We start from the raw sequence: 15,545 nt of genomic DNA, 5'->3' as shown, positions 1-15,545 counted from the left end.
GCGGCCGGCGGGCTACCGGATGCCCGGTGAGGGCGGGCGCTCGCGCTTGTGCGTGGAGGACTCGTAGCGCTCGACGAACTCTGCGACCGTCTCGCGGTCCTCGCCGGTGGCCTCGACAGTCTCCTCGACGGTGCGGTCCTCGTCGACGTACGCGTGCAGAATCGGGTCGATGACCTCGTAGGGTTCGCCGAGTTCGCCGGGGTCAGTCTGTCCCTCCCAGAGTTCCGCCGTGGGCGTCTTCCCGACGATGTCCTCGCTGACGCCGATCTCCCGAGCGAGGTCGTAGGTCTCGGTCTTGTAGACGTCCGCGAGCGGCGCGACATCGGCGGCGCCGTCGCCGTACTTCGTGAAGTAGCCCAGGAGGAGTTCCGACCGGTTGTTCGGGCCGACGACGAGCGCGTCGTCGTCGTTGGCGGCCTGGTAGAGCAGGACCATCCGGACCCGCGCCTGAACGTTCCCCACAGTAGTCTTCGCGAGGTCCTCGCGGGCAGCGGTAACGTCGTCGACGATGGGCTGGATGTCGGTCTCGCGGTAGGCGACGCCGAGGCGCTCGCAGACCGCCCGGGCGTCCTCGACGTTCTCGGGGTCGCTGGGGTCCGCGGGCAGCAGGAGGCCGGTGACGCGCTCGGGGCCGACGGCGTCCGCGAGGAGGTGCGTGGCGAGCACGGAGTCGAGCCCGCCGCTGACGCCGACGACGTAGCCGTCCGCGGGCGTGGCGTCGAGGTAGCTCGCGAGGAACGACCGAATCTCGTCGGCGGCGGTCGCGAGGTCGAGGTCGAAGTCGGTCACGAGCGAACGCGCGGCCGCCACCGGCAAAAAGCACGTGGCTACTCGGCGTTCTCGCCGGCCTCGGCGACCACGGGCGCGTACGTGGCGACGCGGTCCTCGCAGCAGTCCGGTACGAGGTCGCGCCACGGCTCGCCCTCGCGGATGCGGCGGCGGATTTCGGTGCCGGAGTAGCGGTCGGGCTCGTGCATGCGCTGGGCTTCGACGCGCGCGTCGGTGTACTCGCGGACGATGTCGGCGACCGTCTCGTTGCCCGTGATGACGACGTCGGCGTTCGTGCGCGCGACGAGGCGCTGGCCCCAGTCGGGATAGCCGGCTTCGCCGCGGTCCTCGTCGCGGACGCGCACGAGGTCGAGGTCCGGGAAGCACTCGCGAATCACGTGCTCGCGTTCGGCGGCGGTGAGCGGATTGCGCGGCGTCCGGGCTTTCTGCGGGCTGCCGATGGCGACGACGAGGTCGTACTCGCGGCGGAGCCGGCGGACCGTCCGGTAGTGGCCGACGTGGAACGGCTGGAAGCGGCCGGGGAACGCTGCGCGTTCGGGCACGAGAAGCGCTACCGACGGCGACGACTTGGGTGCTTGGGCTGGACGCATCGAAAAACCACCTGGCCGGCGGTCCCGGCCAGCAGCGAGCGTGGAGCACTCGCCATCGGTTGCGTCAGACCACTGCGGGCTGGCCGTCGCGGCGGACCCGCCACGAGGGGACACCAGCCTCGCACGTGGACGGTGCCGGCGGACGGCAGAAGGCGTTTCGCCGAACATCTTCTCCGCGGAGTGCGCGCCGACGACCCGCTCTCGCTTTAAGTATCTCTGGCGACAACGGATAGATACGAAGAGCTTCTCAGCGTGCTACGCCACGTAGCTACGGTGCCGTCGTTCCCGTGAGCGGTCGTCGGCGTGGCTGATGCCGACTCTCTTTAAGTGGTTCTGGCGACAAGGGATAGATACGAAGGACTTCTCAGAGACACCGACTGCAGAGCCGGTGGCTCGTCGGTCGTCGTGGCTCCAGCGGGAACCCCCGCCAGCAGGGACCTTTTCGGCGTGCGCGTCCTATCGAGTAGTGATGAGCGACGCCGACAAAATCACCGTGTACTCCGACTACGTCTGCCCGTTCTGCTACCTCGGGCGGCAGTCGCTGTCGGAGTACCAGGCAGAGCGCGAGGAGGAACTCGACATCGACTGGCAGCCCTTCGACCTGCGCGCGCAGAAGCGCGGGCCGGACGGCGAAATCGACCACGACGTCGACGACGGCAAGGACGACGAGTACTTCGAGAAGGCGCGCGAGAACGTCGAGCGCCTCCGCGACGAGTACGGCGCCGACGACATGCAGATGGACTTCTCCCGCGAGGTCGACTCGCTGGACGCGCAGGCCGCGTCGCTGTACGTCAGCGACGAGCACCCCGAGCAGTGGCTGGACTTCGACGTCGCCATCTTCGAGGCGCTCTGGGAGGAGGGCCGCGACATCGGCGACGTCGACGTGCTCGCGGACATCGCCGAGGACGTCGGCCTCGACCCCGAGGAGATTCGGGAGGTCGTGGAGAGCGAGCAGTACCACGACGAACTCCGCGCGAAGTTCCGGGAAGCCCAAGAACACGGCGTCACGGGCGTTCCGACGTTCGCGTACGACGGCTACGGCGCGCGCGGCGCCGTCCCGCCGTCCCAGCTCCGCCGGCTCGTCGAAGGGGAGTAAGCGCGGTCCGGCCGACCGCGCACCGAGGGCGCGCGAGTCTCTTTAAGTAGTTCTGGCGACAAGGGGTAGATACGAAGGACTTCTCAGCGGACTACGTTCCCCAGCGGTAGCGCCGCCAGCCGAGAGTTTAAACGACGCGAGGCCACAGGTACCGCTAATGAGCGCTGACGGCGGCGACCGGATTCGCTGGGAGACCCGGGACGAGCGCCGCGTCGAACACCGACCGGGCTCGGGCGCGCTCTCGCGGGCGGAAGCCCAGCGGGACACGACGGTCCGCAAGTGGGGCGTCGTCTCCCCGAGCGCGACCGTCATCGGGCGCGCGGAGTCGCCGGACGCGGACCTCTCGGAGAGCATCCGACGGCTCCACGAGGAGCGCCACACCGCGACCGAGGGTCACAGCCGCCGCACGCACTACCTCGACCGACTGCGCACGACGCAGGCGCTGTGCAACGCGGTGGACGTGACGCCGTGGCAGCGCGACGTCGCGCTCGGCGTGATGAGCGAGATCGACCTCACGGAGTTCGGCAGCCAGCGCGCCATCGAGAAGGTCGCACTCGTGGTCATCCGCCACGTCGTCGACGTCGACCGCCGGCAGTACCTCGGCCTCGACAGCCTCGACGCCGGCGACCTCTCGCAGGAGCGCATGAGCGACCTCTACGAGCGGTACCGCAGCCACGACATCACCGACGAGCCAGCGTTCACCGACCTCTACGAGCGCTACGGCCTCGACCAGACCAGCCTGAATCGGCTGCGTCGCGTGCTGAAAGAACAGTTGCCCGACGGACTACCGGCGTTCGGTCGGAACCCGAACCGCGACCCACACCTCCCGGACGTCGACGAGCGCGACACCCCCGACGGCGCGGCGGCCGACGACTAGTCGAGGTTCGCGTCCAGGAACGCCTCGATGTCGTCCTCAGAACGCTTCGCGTTCTGATGGGCTGCGGAAGACGACTTCGTCGTCTTCCGAACGTCGCCGCCCTTGAAGCCGTCAGCGAGCCGCGCGACTAACTCAGTCGAGGTGTTCGTCGAGGAACGCCTCGATGTCGTCGCCGCCCTTGAAGCCGTCAGCGAGCCGCGCGATTTCTTCGTAGTCGACGGCTTCGCCGTCTCCCTGAGGCGCCTCCGACGCCTCGCTCTCCACGAGGACGAGCGTCGGCGCGCTCGTAATCGACCACTCGTCGACCAGCGAGATGTCGTTACCGGGGTTGACCATCGCCACCGTGATGCCCGTCGCGCGCGCTACGTCGTCAGACTGCGTCTGACTGCCTGCCTGAGAGTTGAACTCTCGGGCAACGTTCCCGAGTACGGGCTCGATCGCCTGACAGAGCGAGCAGCCCTTCGTGTAGAAGTCCACGAGCACGCGGTCGTGGGCGGCGAGAACGTCGTCTAGTTCGTCGCCGTCGGCGACGCGAATCGGTTTCTGTGCGTTCCGCTGCGACGGTGTGCTCATGCAGAAATGAAGGGGACGAGTGCGGAAAAGGACTGCTGGTGGGGCGCGTTCCGCCGGCGCTTCCGAGTTACTCGAGGTCGTCGAGGTACTCGGCGGTCTCCTCGGTCTGGAGTTCGCGGAACAGCTCGGAGTCGGCGTCCACGGTGGCGACGCCGACGCCCTCCGCGGAGAGTTCGTCGTCGCGGCCCTTGCTGAGCGCGCGGAGCGCGAGGTCGACGCCCTCGTCGAGGGAGAGGTCGGTCTCGTACTCGTCTTCGAGGAACTCCTGAATCGTCGAGCGGTCCGAACCGATGGCAACGGCCTTCCACTCGTTGGAGGTGCCCGACGGGTCCGTCTCGAAGAGACGGGGTTCGCCGTCGGAGACGCCGGCGACGAGGAGCGCGACGCCGAACGGGCGCGCGCCACCGACCTGCGTGTACTGCTGGATGTGGTCGGTGACTTCCTTCGTGAGCGTGCGGACGCCGATGGGTTCGTCGTAGCGAACGCGCTCGACTTGGGACTGCTGGCGCGCGTGGTCGACGAGTTTGCGCGCGTCGGCGACGTGGCCGGCGCTGGCGGCGCCGACGTGGTCGTCGACCTTGTGGAGTTTCTCGACGCTGGAGCCTTCGAGCAGCGGCGAGCGCGTGCGCTTGTCCACGACGAGGACGACGCCGTCCTCGGTACGGACGCCGATGCTGGCGGTGCCTCGCTTGACGGCTTCCCGCGCGTACTCCACCTGGTAGAGGCGGCCGTCCGGCGAGAAAATCGTGATACCGCGGTCGTAGGCCTGCTGCTGGTTCTGTCCCTGCATGGTCTTCCTTGACCGCACGTAAGTCGCCCCGACGTAAAGGGCTTTGACTTTCGGCAGGGGGTGCCGAGCGGCGGCAAAATCGCGGGGGTACTTGTGGCGGGCGAGTCAACGCCGCGTATGGACTCCGGGAAGGCGAGCAGGCGGTTCTTCGAGGAGCACGTCGCGGGGCGGACGGGCGCCGAGCGCGCGGACGTCCGCCTCGGGCCGACCTACGGCGCGGACTTCGGCGTCGTGGACGTCGGCGAGCGCGTGGTGGCGATGGCGTCCGACCCCGTGTTCGTGCTCCGGGACCTCGGGCTGGAGCGGGCGGCGTGGTTCGCGTTCCACATCTGCGTCAGCGACGCCGCGCTCTCGGGCCTCCCGCCCGCGCACCTCGCGGTGGACTTCAACCTCCCGCCGGACACGAGCACGGAGACGTTCGACGCCATCTGGGAGGTCTTCGACCGAGAGGCCGAGAAACTGGGCGCGAGCCTGACGACCGGCCACACGGGTACCTACGAGGGGTGTGCGTTCCCAACGGTCGGCGGCGCGACAGCACTCGCAATCGGCGACCCCGCGGACATCGTGGTGCCGACGGGAGCGCGACCGGGCGACCGACTCGTCGTCACGAAGGGGCCGGCAATCGAGTCGACGGGCGTGCTCGGCGTGCTGTTCGGGGACGACCTCCCCATCGGCGGGGACGCCGCCGACGCCGCCCGCGAGCGCTTCGACGACATCAGTCCGGTTCGGGACGCGCTCACGGCGTCCGCTGCGGGAGAGGTGACGGCGATGCACGACGCGACCGAGCGCGGCCTCGCGAACGCGTTCCACGAACTCGCGGCCGCCAGCGGCGTCTCGCTGGCCGTCGAGCGCGAGCGCGTGCCCGTCCTCGCGGGAGTGCGAGAGGTCTGCGACTACTTCGGCATCGACCCGTGGGCGACTTCCAGCGAGGGCACAGTCGTTGCGACGGTCGACCCGGACAGCGTGGACGCGGTGCTGGCGGCGCTCGACGACGAGGATATTCCGGCCGCGGAGGTCGGCGTAGTCGAGGAAGCGGGCGGCGAGCGCGTCACTGCCGACGGTGACCCGCTGCCGGAACCCGAGTCGGACCCGCTGTGGGGCGCCTACGAGACCGGGCGCGAGCGATTCTGGGACGAGTAGCGTGGCGGAGAGCGAGCGACGTCCGGAGGGTTCTTGGCGTCGCGCGGCGAGGTTCCGACGATGCGAGCGAGGAGCAAGTCATGGGGATAGTCGATGAGTTCCTCGACCTGAAGTCGGGGACCGACGCCGACCTGCTGGCGATGCAGGTGGGTGACTTCTACGAGTTCTTCGCGGAGGACGCGCGCACGGTCGCGGACGTCCTCGACCTGCAGGTCTCCGAGAAGTCCGCGCACGGCTCGTCGTACCCGATGGCGGGCGTGCCCGTCGACGACCTGACGCCGTACGTCGCGACGCTCGTCGAGCGCGGCTACCGGGTCGCCATTGCGGACCAAATCGAGGACGGCGTCGACGACATCGAGCGCGAAATTTCGCGGGTCGCCACGCCGGGGACGTTCGTGGACGTGACCGGCGCGGACGCCCGCTACCTCGCAGCGGTCGTCCGGGACGACGCGTGGGGGCTGGCGTTCGTGGACGTGACGACGGGCCAGTTCCACGTCGCGGACGCGGACACGGAGACGGACGTGCTGACGGAACTCCACCGGTTCGACCCCGAGGAGGTCCTCCCCGGTCCCGACCTCCGCAGCGACGACGACTTCCTCGGGCGACTCCGCGAGCGCGCTGACGCGACGCTGACGCTGCACGAGGCGTCGGCGTTCGCGCCCGGGAAGGCCGCCCACAGCGTCCGCGAGCAGTTCGGGGACGGCGCGCTGGACAGTCTCGGCGTCGACAGCGACAGTCCGGCGGCGCGGGCGGCGGGCGCGGCAATCGACTACGTGGCGGCGACGGACGCGGGCGTGTTGGCGTCGCTGACGCGCCTCCAGCCCTATCGTGCGGACGACCACGTCGAACTGGACGCGACGACCCAGCGCAACCTCGAACTGACGGCGACGATGGGCGGCGAAAATGAGGGAACGCTGTTCGCGACGCTCGACCACACGGTCTCGGCGGCGGGCGGCCGGCGGCTGCAGGCGTGGCTGACGCGCCCGCTACGGGACCGCGCCGAGTTGGAACGCCGACAGGCGGCGGTGGGCGCGCTGGCCGATGCACCGCTCGCTCGGGACGCGCTCCGGGACGTACTGAGTGACGTCTACGACCTCGAACGGCTGGCGAGCAGGGCGGCGGGCGGCCGCGCGGACGCCACCGACCTGCTGCGAATCCGGGAGACGCTGGCCGCGCTCCCGGAGGCAGCCGACGCGCTCGACTCCGACCCGGACCTCGCGGAATCGCCCGTGACGGAGGTACTGGACGGCGTGGACCGCGAGACCGCGGCGGGCGTGCGCGCCGAACTGGACGCGGCGCTCGCCGACGACCCGCCGAAGACGCTCCGCGAGGGCGGCCTGCTGCGGGAGGGGTACGACGACGAACTCGACGACCTGCTGGCGGAAGCGCGCGAGCACGAGGAGTGGCTGGACGGCCTCTCTTCCCGCGAGAAGGAGCGACTGGGAATCACGCATCTGCAGGTCGACCGGAACAAGACCGACGGCTACTACATCCAAGTCGGGAACTCCGAGACCGACGCCGTCCCCGACGAGTACCGCGAAATGAAGTCGCTGAAGAACTCCACGCGGTACACCACCGAGGAACTCGAAGACCGCGAGCGCCGGATTCTGCGCGTGGAAGAGGAGCGCGGCGACCTCGAATACGCGCTGTTCGACGACCTGCGCTCGTGGGTCGGGGAGCGAGCGGGCGCCCTGCAGCGCGTGGGCCGCGCGCTCGCGGAACTGGACGCGCTCGCGGGCCTCGCCGAGCACGCCGCCGCGAACCGCTGGGTTCGCCCCGACCTCGTGGACGGCGACGACCTCGAAATCGAGGGCGGGCGCCACCCGGTCGTCGAGCAGACCACGGAGTTCGTCCCGAACGACGCGGCGTTCGGCGACGGCCGGCGGTTCCTCGTGGTCACGGGCCCGAACATGAGCGGGAAGTCGACGTACATGCGGCAGGTCGCGCTGATTGTCCTGCTCGCGCAGGTCGGAAGCTTCGTGCCCGCGGACAGCGCTCGCGTCGGGCTCGTGGACGGCATCTACACCAGAGTGGGCGCACTGGACGAACTCGCGCAGGGGCGCTCGACGTTCATGGTGGAGATGCAGGAGTTGAGCCGCATCCTCCACGCCGCGACCGAGCGCTCGCTCGTCATTCTGGACGAAGTGGGCCGGGGCACCGCGACCTACGACGGCATCTCTATCGCGTGGGCGGCCACCGAGTACCTGCACAACGAGGTCCGCGCGAAGACGTTGTTCGCGACCCACTACCACGAGTTGACCGCGCTCGCGGACCACCTCGCAGATGTCGCGAACGTCCACGTCGCCGCGGAGGAACGCGACGGTGACGTGACGTTCCTGCGGACGGTGCGCGACGGCGCGACCGACCGTTCGTACGGCGTTCACGTCGCGGATTTGGCCGGGGTTCCGGCTCCCGTCGTGGACCGCTCGCGAGAGGTACTGGACCGCCTTCGCGAGGAGAAAGCCGTCGAAGCACGGGGTTCTGCGAGCGAACCCGTGCAGGCGGTGTTCGACGTCGATTCCGGCGAGTTCACGGCGGGCGATGGTTCTGTGGAGAGCGAGAGCGCGGCGGATGGCGGCGACGCGGACGCACTCGACCCGGAAGCGCGCGAAGTACTGGACGACCTCCGGGACGTGGACGTGAACGAGACGCCGCCCGTCGAACTGCTCTCGCGCGTGCAGGAGTGGCAGGAGCGACTGGACGAGTAGCAGCGCGGGATTGATACGCGCGGGCCGCCTGCCGGCGAGTATGACTGACGGCGACCGCATCCGGGAGCTGGACGACGCGACCGTGGCCCAGATTGCGGCGGGCGAGGTCGTCGAGCGGCCCGCGAGCGTGGTCAAGGAGCTCGTGGAGAACAGCCTCGACGCGGGCGCCGCGAGCATCGACGTGACCGTCGAGGGCGGCGGCCGCGACCGAATCGTCGTCGCGGACGACGGCCACGGGATGACCCGCGAGGACTTGCGGGCGGCGGTTCGCCAGCACACGACGAGCAAGCTCAGCGACGCCAGCGAACTGGACGCGGTGGCGACGCTCGGGTTCCGCGGAGAGGCGCTGTACACGGTCGGCTCCGTCTCGCGGATGACGGTGACGACGCGCGCGAAGGACGCGGGCGACTCGGGCGCGACACTCACGGTCGACCACGGCGACGTGGGCGACCTGCGGCCCGCCGGTCGGCCGGCCGGAACGACCGTCGAGGTCGCGGAGTTGTTCGCGGAGACGCCGGCGCGGCGGAAGTACCTCAAGCGCCCGGCGACGGAGTTCGCGCACGTCAACCGCGCGGTGACGCGGTACGCGCTGGCGAACTCCGACGTGGCGGTGTCGCTAACGCACGACGGCCGCGAGGTGTTCGCGACGACCGGCACCGGGGACGTGCGGGACGCGGCGCTGTCGGTGTACGGCCGCGAGGTCGCCCAATCGCTCGTCCCAGTGGACGCGACACCCGAGGGCCCAGTCGAGCGCGTTCACGGCTACGTCTCGGACCCGGAGACGACGCGCTCGACGCGCGAGTACCTCGCGACGTACGTGAACGGCCGGTCCGTGCGGGACGGAGTGCTCCGCGAGGCGGTCCTCGACGCCTACGGCGGCCAGCTAGCGGCTGACCGCTACCCGTTCACGGTGCTGTTCGTGGAGACGGAGGGCGTGGACGCGAACGTCCACCCGCGGAAGATGGAGGTGCGCTTCGAGGACGAGGACGGCGTGCAGGCGGCGGTCGAGGACGCGGTCCGGGACGCGCTACTGGACGCCGGTATCGTGCGCTCGCAGGCACCGCGGGGCGCGTCGAAGCCCGGGGACGCGACGATTTCCCCAGAGAGCGAGGACGGTGACGAGCGTGGAGCGCCACAGACGACACGCGAGGAAGGGTCGTCGAACGCGGCGGCCGACGTCGCTGTCGAAAGCGCCGAACACCGGAGTCGCGCGACGGACTCGCTGGCCGACAGCGAACCTGACTCGACCGAGCGGAAACCGAGCGGGCCCGACAGGGAGTCGGACGCGATCGCGGCGGCGGACGACAGCGACGAAAGCGACGACAGCGGCGCAAAGGACGAAAGCGAGCGCACGACCACTCGGTCGTCGTTCGACGCGCCGACGGAGAACGCGCAGCTCACGGAGACCGACCGAGCGGACAGCGACGACGCCGGCGACGGCTTCGACTCGCTGCCGTCGCTGCGCGTGCTCGGCCAGTTGGCGGGGACGTACGTGGTCGCGGAGACCGAGGACGGCCTCGTGCTCGTCGACCAGCACGCCGCCGACGAGCGCGTCCACTACGAACGCCTACAGGAACAGGTCGGTGGCGCGTCGCAGGCGCTCGTGTCGCCCGTCGAGTTGGAGTTGACGGCGGGCGAGGCAGCCGTCTTCGACGCGGCCGTCGAAGACCTCCGGGACCTCGGGTTCGACGCCGAGTTGTCCGGGCGCACGGCGCGCGTGACGGCGGTACCGGCGGTGCTTGCGGACGCGCTCGAACCGGAGTTGGCGCGGGACGTGCTCGCGGACTTCCTCGCGGACGCGGGCGGCGACCCGGCGAGCGACGCGGCGGACGAACTGCTCGCGGACTTGGCGTGCCGGCCGGCAGTCACCGGGAACACGTCGCTGACGGAGGGGTCGGTGGTGGCGCTGTTGGACGCGCTCGACGACTGTGAGAACCCCTACGCGTGCCCGCACGGTCGGCCGACGCTGATTCGCGTGGACGCCGACGAACTCGCGACGCGCTTCGAGCGGGACTACCCCGGGCACGGTGGGCGGCGCCGCGAAGACGGCGGGAACTAAACCCCGGCTACCGTACCGCGGCGTATGGACCTCGTGACGTTCGGCGAGACGATGCTCCGGCTCTCGCCGCCGGGACAGCAGCGACTGGAGGACGCCACCGAACTCGAATTCCGCGCGGCGGGCGCGGAGAGCAACGTCGCGGTGAACGCCGGCCGATTGGGCGCGGACACCGCGTGGCTGTCGAAGCTCCCGGAGTCGCCGCTCGGCCGGAAGGTGACCGCGACGCTGCGCGCGCAGGGCACCGAACCCGAGGTGGCGTGGAGCGAGACAGGGCGACAGGGAACGTACTATCTCGAACAGGCGGGCGAGCCCCGTGGGACGAACGTCGTCTACGACCGCGCGAACGCCGCGGTGACGACGGCGACTCCCGACGAACTTGCGACCGAGCGCGTCGAGTCGGCGGACTACTTCTACACGAGCGGCATCACGCCCGCGCTCTCGGCGACGCTCGCAGAGACCACCGCTTCGCTGCTGGAGCGAGCGAAGGCTGCGGGCACGACGACGGCGCTGGACGTGAACTACCGCGCGAAGCTCTGGGAACCCGAGGAAGCCCGAGAGGTGCTGGAGACGCTGTTCCCCGACGTGGACGTGCTCGTCGTCGCGGAGCGCGACGCGCGCCACGTGCTCGCTCGCGAGGGGAGCGCCGAGGAGATCGGGCGCGGGCTGGCCGAGGAGTTCGGCTTCGAGACAGTGGTCGTGACGCTGGGCGCGGACGGCGCGCTCGCGGTCCACGACGAGGACGTCTACGAGCAGTCGGCGTTCGAGGCGGACACGCACGACGCGGTCGGCACCGGCGACGCGTTCGTCGGCGGCTTCCTCGCGCGCCGCATAGAGGGCGGCGACGTGCAGGACGCACTGGAGTGGGGGGCGGCGACCGCGGCGCTGAAGCGCACGATGCCCGGCGACACCGCGCTGGTCACGCGCGAGGAGGTCGAGGGCGTGCTGGCGGGCGACGGGAGCGAGATAAACCGGTAGCGCCCCTGGCGCACCGCAGGGTAGGAGCGAGCGCCGCGACGGGCCGAAACTCTTTCTCGCAGGCGGCCGTCCGTCACTGTATGACGCGACCGCACGTCGTCGTCGTCGGAGCGTACGGGAGCGCTGGCGTCGCGGCCGCCGAGGCGCTGGCCGAGGCGGACGTGGAACTGACACTCGTCGACGACGGCGACCCCGGAGGCGGTCTCTGCATCCTCCGCGGCTGCATGCCCTCCAAGGAGGTGCTGTCGGCGGCCGCCCACCGCTATCAGGCGCGCCACGACGACCGACTCGTGGGCGACCTCCCGGACGTGGACCTGTCGGCGGTCGTCGAGCGGAAAGACGACAACGTGCTCGGGTACGCCGAACACCGCCGGGGCGCGGTCCACGACCTCGCGGAGCGCGAGCACGTCACCTTCTACCACGAGACCGCCGAGTTCGTCGACGACCGCGTGCTGGACGTCGGCGGCGAGCGCATCGAAGCCGAATACGTGGTGCTGGCGACCGGTTCCAGCCTGCACGTCCCCGCTCTCCCAGGCATGGACAACGTGGACTGGATGGGGAGCCGGGACGTGCTGGATGCGACCGAGTTCCCGGACTCCGGGGTGGTGATGGGGTTCGGGTACGTCGGCCTCGAACTCGTCCCGTACCTCACGGAGGCCGCGGGCATGGACATCACGGTCGTCGAGCACGACGACCGGCCGCTGGACGACTACCACCCGTCGTTCGGCGAGGAACTGCTCGATATGTACCGCGAGGAGTTCGGCGTCGAGATTCGCACGGAGGTCCGCGAGGAGCGCGTCGAAGCGACCGGCGACGGCGTGCGCGTCCACCTCGACGACGGCTCCGTCGCGGAAGCCGACCAGTTGTTCCTGTTCACGGGTCGCAAGCCGTCGTTCCCCGGCGGCACCGAGGCGGCGGGTCTCTCCCCGGTTCCGGACTGGGTCGGGGACACGATGCAGACCCGCGACGACGACCGCGTGTTCGTCGTCGGGGACGCCAACGGCGAGCGGATGCTGCTGCACAACGCGAAAGAGGAGGGCTACCTCGCGGGCCGGAACATCGCACACCGCGAGGCCGGCGAGGAACTGGAGACGTACGACCCGCTCTCGCACAAGGTATTGTTCTCGGGCGCGGGCGTCTACCCGTTCGCGTCGCTGGGACTGACTGCTGACGAGGCGCGCGAGGCGGGCCACGATGTCGTGACCGCGCAGCGGGACGCCAGCGACGACGGCGTGTTCGCGGCGAAAGTGGCGTCGCGCGGGACGGCGCGGCTGGTCGTCGACGCCGACGACGGCACGGCGCTCGGCTACCACGGCCTCCACTACGACGCGGACGCGATGGCGAAGACGATGCAGGTGGTGCTGGAGGCCGAAATGGACGTCCGGGAGCTACCGGACCGCGCGTACCACCCGACGACGCCCGAAATTCTGGACGGCTTGTTCCGGGAGACCGCAGCGCAGTTGTAGCTCAGTCGGGGCGCAGCCACGCGGTGTCGTACTCGCCGAGCACGCTGTCGACGGCGCTCGCGAGGTCCTCGAAGCGCTCCGTCGGCAGGCGGTCGGTGGTGACGAACGCGCCGTGGTAGCCGTGGATGACGCGCGTGAGGTAACCGTGCTCGAACGCGCGGATGGTGAACTGGTAGTCGCCGAGTTCGGTCTCTTCGTAGATGCGCTTGGACTGGAAGCCGTTGCGCTCGGTGTTCGCGAACCCGACGATGTTCGCGCCGGACTCGAGGTCGTCCCGGAGGTAGATTTGCTCCTCGTGGGTCGTGTCGAAGTACGTGACGCTGCGGAGGCGGTCACCGACGGTCGTGCGGCACGTGCTAATCAGTTCGTCCACGAACTCCTCGTCGAGATTGCCGTCGTTGCCCATACGGGGTCTCCGGGGAGCGCCCGCAAAAAACCACGGGCGGCCTCCGACTGCTCGGGAGGCGAGCCTACAAGAGTTTTACGCGCTCCGTTAGTACGGCGACACATGTCCGAGTCCGAGAGCAGCGACACCGAGTTCGACGAACAGCCGGCCGCGCTCGGCGTGAAAGTCGGTAGCACGCGCACCGTGGTCTCGACCGGCGACGCCGCCGACCCGAACGTCCTCCGGACGCTGACGTGTCTGGCCACCTACGAGGACGCGCTCACCGGCGAAGAACACGTCCTCTACGGCGAGGAAGCCGCGACCGAGTACCCCGACCGCGTTCGGTACATGCTCCGGTCGGGGCTGCCCGAGGACGAGGAGACGACCGAGCTCGCGACGACGTTCCTCGAGGAGTTCGCGCATTCGAACAGCCTCCCCGAGGATTCGGTCGTCGTCTACGCCATCCCCACCATCGACAACGACACCGGACTGGAGCGGCTCTCCGAGATTATCGAGAACGGCCCGATCGGCGGGCGGTTGGTGCGGTCGTACCCCGAGTCGCTGTGCGGCGCGGTGCCCGCGCTCGGCGACGGCCTCGAAGCCATCGAGGAGACGTTCGTCGCGGTGAACATGGGGTCGACGAACCTCGAAGCGTGCGCGTACCGACGCGGCGAGCAGCTCGCGCCGTTCTCGACGGGCGCCATCACCGGGACCGAGGTCGACCGCCGCATCGCGAACTACGTCGAGGAGGAGACGCAGGGCCGCGTGAACATCGACCTCACGACCGCCCGCGAGTACAAGGAGACCCACGCCGACTTCGTGGACTACGAGCCGTTCAGCGACATCATCCAGCAGCCCGGCGGCGGCACCTACGAGTTCACCATCGAGGAGAGCGTGATGGACGCCGTCGACGAGTACGTCGACGACGCGGTCGACGAGGTGGCGAACGTCTTCATGCCCGAACTCGCCAACGACTACATGAAAATCTACCAGCAGGCCCTCGACAACCCGGTCGTGCTCACGGGCGGGATGGCCTGTATCCCCGGCGTCGTCGAGGAGTTCGAGCGGCGACTCAGCGAGGAACTCGAACGCGAGGTCGAAGCGACGACCGCCGACGACCCGGCGACGGCGGCCGCGACTGGCGCGCACCGCATCGCCGCGCGCCTCGTGGAACTCAACGAGTACTGAGCTACGACGGCACGGAACAGCCTTCGACGTACTCGACGTCCGCCACGGAGTCGATGGCGGGGTCGTCGCCGCAGACGGGACAGTCGGGGTTCTTCGCGACCGGCACCGTCTCGAAGGACATATCGCTGGCGTCGTAGAACAGCAAGCGGCCGGTGAGGCGCTCGCCGTAGTCCAGCAAGCCTTTCACGCACTCCGTCGCCTGGATGCAGCCCATCGTCCCGGGGAGGATACCGAGCACGCCCGCGGTCGCACAGTCGGGAATCGTCCCCTCGGGCGGCGCTTCCGGGAACAGGCAGCGGTAGCAGGCGTTCCCGGGTTCGTACGTGATAGCCTGGCCCTCGAAGCGGTAGATGGCGGCGTGGCTGAACGGAATCTCGCGGAGCACGCAGGCGTCGTTGACGAGGTAGCGCGTCGCGAAGTTGTCCGAACAGTCCACCACGTAGTCGACGCCGTCGAGGAACTCATCGACGTTGGACTGGTCGAGGCGTTCGACGTGGGCGTCGACATCCACGTCGGGGTTGAGGTCCTCGACGTACTCGCGGGCGCTCTCGGCCTTCGGGCGGCCGACATCGGCGTCCGCGTGGATGATTTGGCGCTGGAGGTTCGAGCGCTCGACGTCGTCGTGGTCGACGATACGGAGCCGGCCGACTCCCGCGGCCGCGAGATACTGGATGACCGGCGCGCCCAGACCGCCCGCACCCACCACGAGCACGTCGCCGTCGAGCAGCCGCTGCTGCCCGTCGGCGCCGACGTCGTCCATAATGATGTGCCGCGAGTAGCGGTCGAGCTGCACCGGGTCGAGATTCAGCCCGGACATACCCGAGGAGACGGCGTGCGCTCGGGTAAGCGTTTCCTCGCCGGACGGCGCCGCCGCTGGCGAACGCGGCGACGAAAGAACTACGGGTACCC

At 69.7% G+C, this 15,545-nt stretch carries 14 protein-coding genes; 8 read left to right on the top strand and 6 right to left on the bottom strand.

Translation table 11 applies throughout. The features are described 5' to 3' along the window. Positions 1–12: 12 nt before the first annotated feature. Both AVZ66_RS01270 and AVZ66_RS01265 read right to left on the bottom strand, forming a co-directional pair. On the bottom strand, positions 13–789 hold the full coding sequence (locus tag AVZ66_RS01270; protein WP_197407705.1) for an NAD+ synthase: 777 nt from the start codon (positions 787–789) through the stop codon (positions 13–15). 38 nt (positions 790–827) lie between these two features. After that, positions 828–1,331: an adenylyltransferase/cytidyltransferase family protein gene (locus tag AVZ66_RS01265; protein ID WP_058981005.1), complete on the bottom strand. Its 504-nt coding sequence runs from the start codon at positions 1,329–1,331 to the stop codon at positions 828–830. 517 nt (positions 1,332–1,848) lie between these two features. On the opposite strand from AVZ66_RS01265, the gene AVZ66_RS01260 reads away from it, so the two are divergent. Continuing rightward, positions 1,849–2,475, top strand: a complete 627-nt coding sequence (locus AVZ66_RS01260; protein WP_058981002.1) for a DsbA family protein — start codon at positions 1,849–1,851, stop codon at positions 2,473–2,475. Between the two features lie 157 nt (positions 2,476–2,632). Next, positions 2,633–3,352 carry a hypothetical protein gene (locus AVZ66_RS01255; protein WP_058981000.1) on the top strand — a complete coding sequence of 240 codons (720 nt, stop codon included), beginning with the start codon at positions 2,633–2,635 and terminating at the stop codon, positions 3,350–3,352. Between the two features lie 132 nt (positions 3,353–3,484). On the opposite strand, the gene AVZ66_RS01250 is transcribed toward AVZ66_RS01255, so the two are convergent. Together AVZ66_RS01250 and psmA are read right to left on the bottom strand one after the other, a co-directional pair. After that, on the bottom strand, positions 3,485–3,925 hold the full coding sequence (locus AVZ66_RS01250) for a co-chaperone YbbN (protein WP_058980998.1): 441 nt from the start codon (positions 3,923–3,925) through the stop codon (positions 3,485–3,487). Between the two features lie 67 nt (positions 3,926–3,992). Continuing rightward, positions 3,993–4,715, bottom strand: a complete 723-nt coding sequence (psmA, locus tag AVZ66_RS01245) for an archaeal proteasome endopeptidase complex subunit alpha (protein ID WP_058980996.1) — start codon at positions 4,713–4,715, stop codon at positions 3,993–3,995. Positions 4,716–4,832: 117 nt separating this feature from the next. Between psmA and AVZ66_RS01240 the strand changes: the two genes are divergently transcribed. From AVZ66_RS01240 to AVZ66_RS01220, 5 genes are all read left to right on the top strand, one after another. Continuing rightward, positions 4,833–5,855, top strand: a complete 1,023-nt coding sequence (locus AVZ66_RS01240) for an AIR synthase family protein (protein ID WP_058980994.1) — start codon at positions 4,833–4,835, stop codon at positions 5,853–5,855. 80 nt (positions 5,856–5,935) lie between these two features. After that, positions 5,936–8,563 (top strand): DNA mismatch repair protein MutS, encoded by a 2,628-nt coding sequence (gene mutS, locus AVZ66_RS01235; protein ID WP_058980992.1) that lies wholly within the window; start codon positions 5,936–5,938, stop codon positions 8,561–8,563. A gap of 40 nt (positions 8,564–8,603) precedes the next feature. Beyond that, positions 8,604–10,622 carry a DNA mismatch repair endonuclease MutL gene (gene mutL / locus AVZ66_RS01230; protein ID WP_058980990.1) on the top strand — a complete coding sequence of 673 codons (2,019 nt, stop codon included), beginning with the start codon at positions 8,604–8,606 and terminating at the stop codon, positions 10,620–10,622. Between the two features lie 24 nt (positions 10,623–10,646). Further along, complete coding sequence (gene kdgK1, locus AVZ66_RS01225; RefSeq protein WP_058980988.1) at positions 10,647–11,597, top strand: bifunctional 2-dehydro-3-deoxygluconokinase/2-dehydro-3-deoxygalactonokinase; 951 nt, start codon at positions 10,647–10,649, stop codon at positions 11,595–11,597. 80 nt (positions 11,598–11,677) lie between these two features. Continuing rightward, on the top strand, positions 11,678–13,063 hold the full coding sequence (locus AVZ66_RS01220) for an NAD(P)/FAD-dependent oxidoreductase (protein WP_058980987.1): 1,386 nt from the start codon (positions 11,678–11,680) through the stop codon (positions 13,061–13,063). A 1-nt stretch (position 13,064) separates the two neighbouring features. Here AVZ66_RS01220 and AVZ66_RS01215 read toward each other — a convergent pair whose 3' ends face one another. After that, complete coding sequence (locus AVZ66_RS01215; RefSeq protein WP_058980984.1) at positions 13,065–13,469, bottom strand: hypothetical protein; 405 nt, start codon at positions 13,467–13,469, stop codon at positions 13,065–13,067. A gap of 102 nt (positions 13,470–13,571) precedes the next feature. On the opposite strand from AVZ66_RS01215, the gene AVZ66_RS01210 reads away from it, so the two are divergent. Beyond that, positions 13,572–14,636: a rod shape-determining protein gene (locus tag AVZ66_RS01210; RefSeq protein ID WP_058980982.1), complete on the top strand. Its 1,065-nt coding sequence runs from the start codon at positions 13,572–13,574 to the stop codon at positions 14,634–14,636. A gap of 1 nt (position 14,637) precedes the next feature. Here AVZ66_RS01210 and AVZ66_RS01205 read toward each other — a convergent pair whose 3' ends face one another. Beyond that, positions 14,638–15,453 carry a molybdopterin-synthase adenylyltransferase MoeB gene (locus tag AVZ66_RS01205; protein ID WP_058980980.1) on the bottom strand — a complete coding sequence of 272 codons (816 nt, stop codon included), beginning with the start codon at positions 15,451–15,453 and terminating at the stop codon, positions 14,638–14,640. Positions 15,454–15,545 lie beyond the last annotated feature (92 nt).

This window comes from Halobacterium sp. CBA1132 (assembly GCF_001485535.1).
In the GTDB taxonomy this organism is placed as follows: Archaea; Halobacteriota; Halobacteria; order Halobacteriales; family Halobacteriaceae; genus Halobacterium.
The sequence above is the reverse complement of the archived record's forward strand: the minus strand, read 5'-3'. Positions and strand labels throughout refer to the sequence as shown.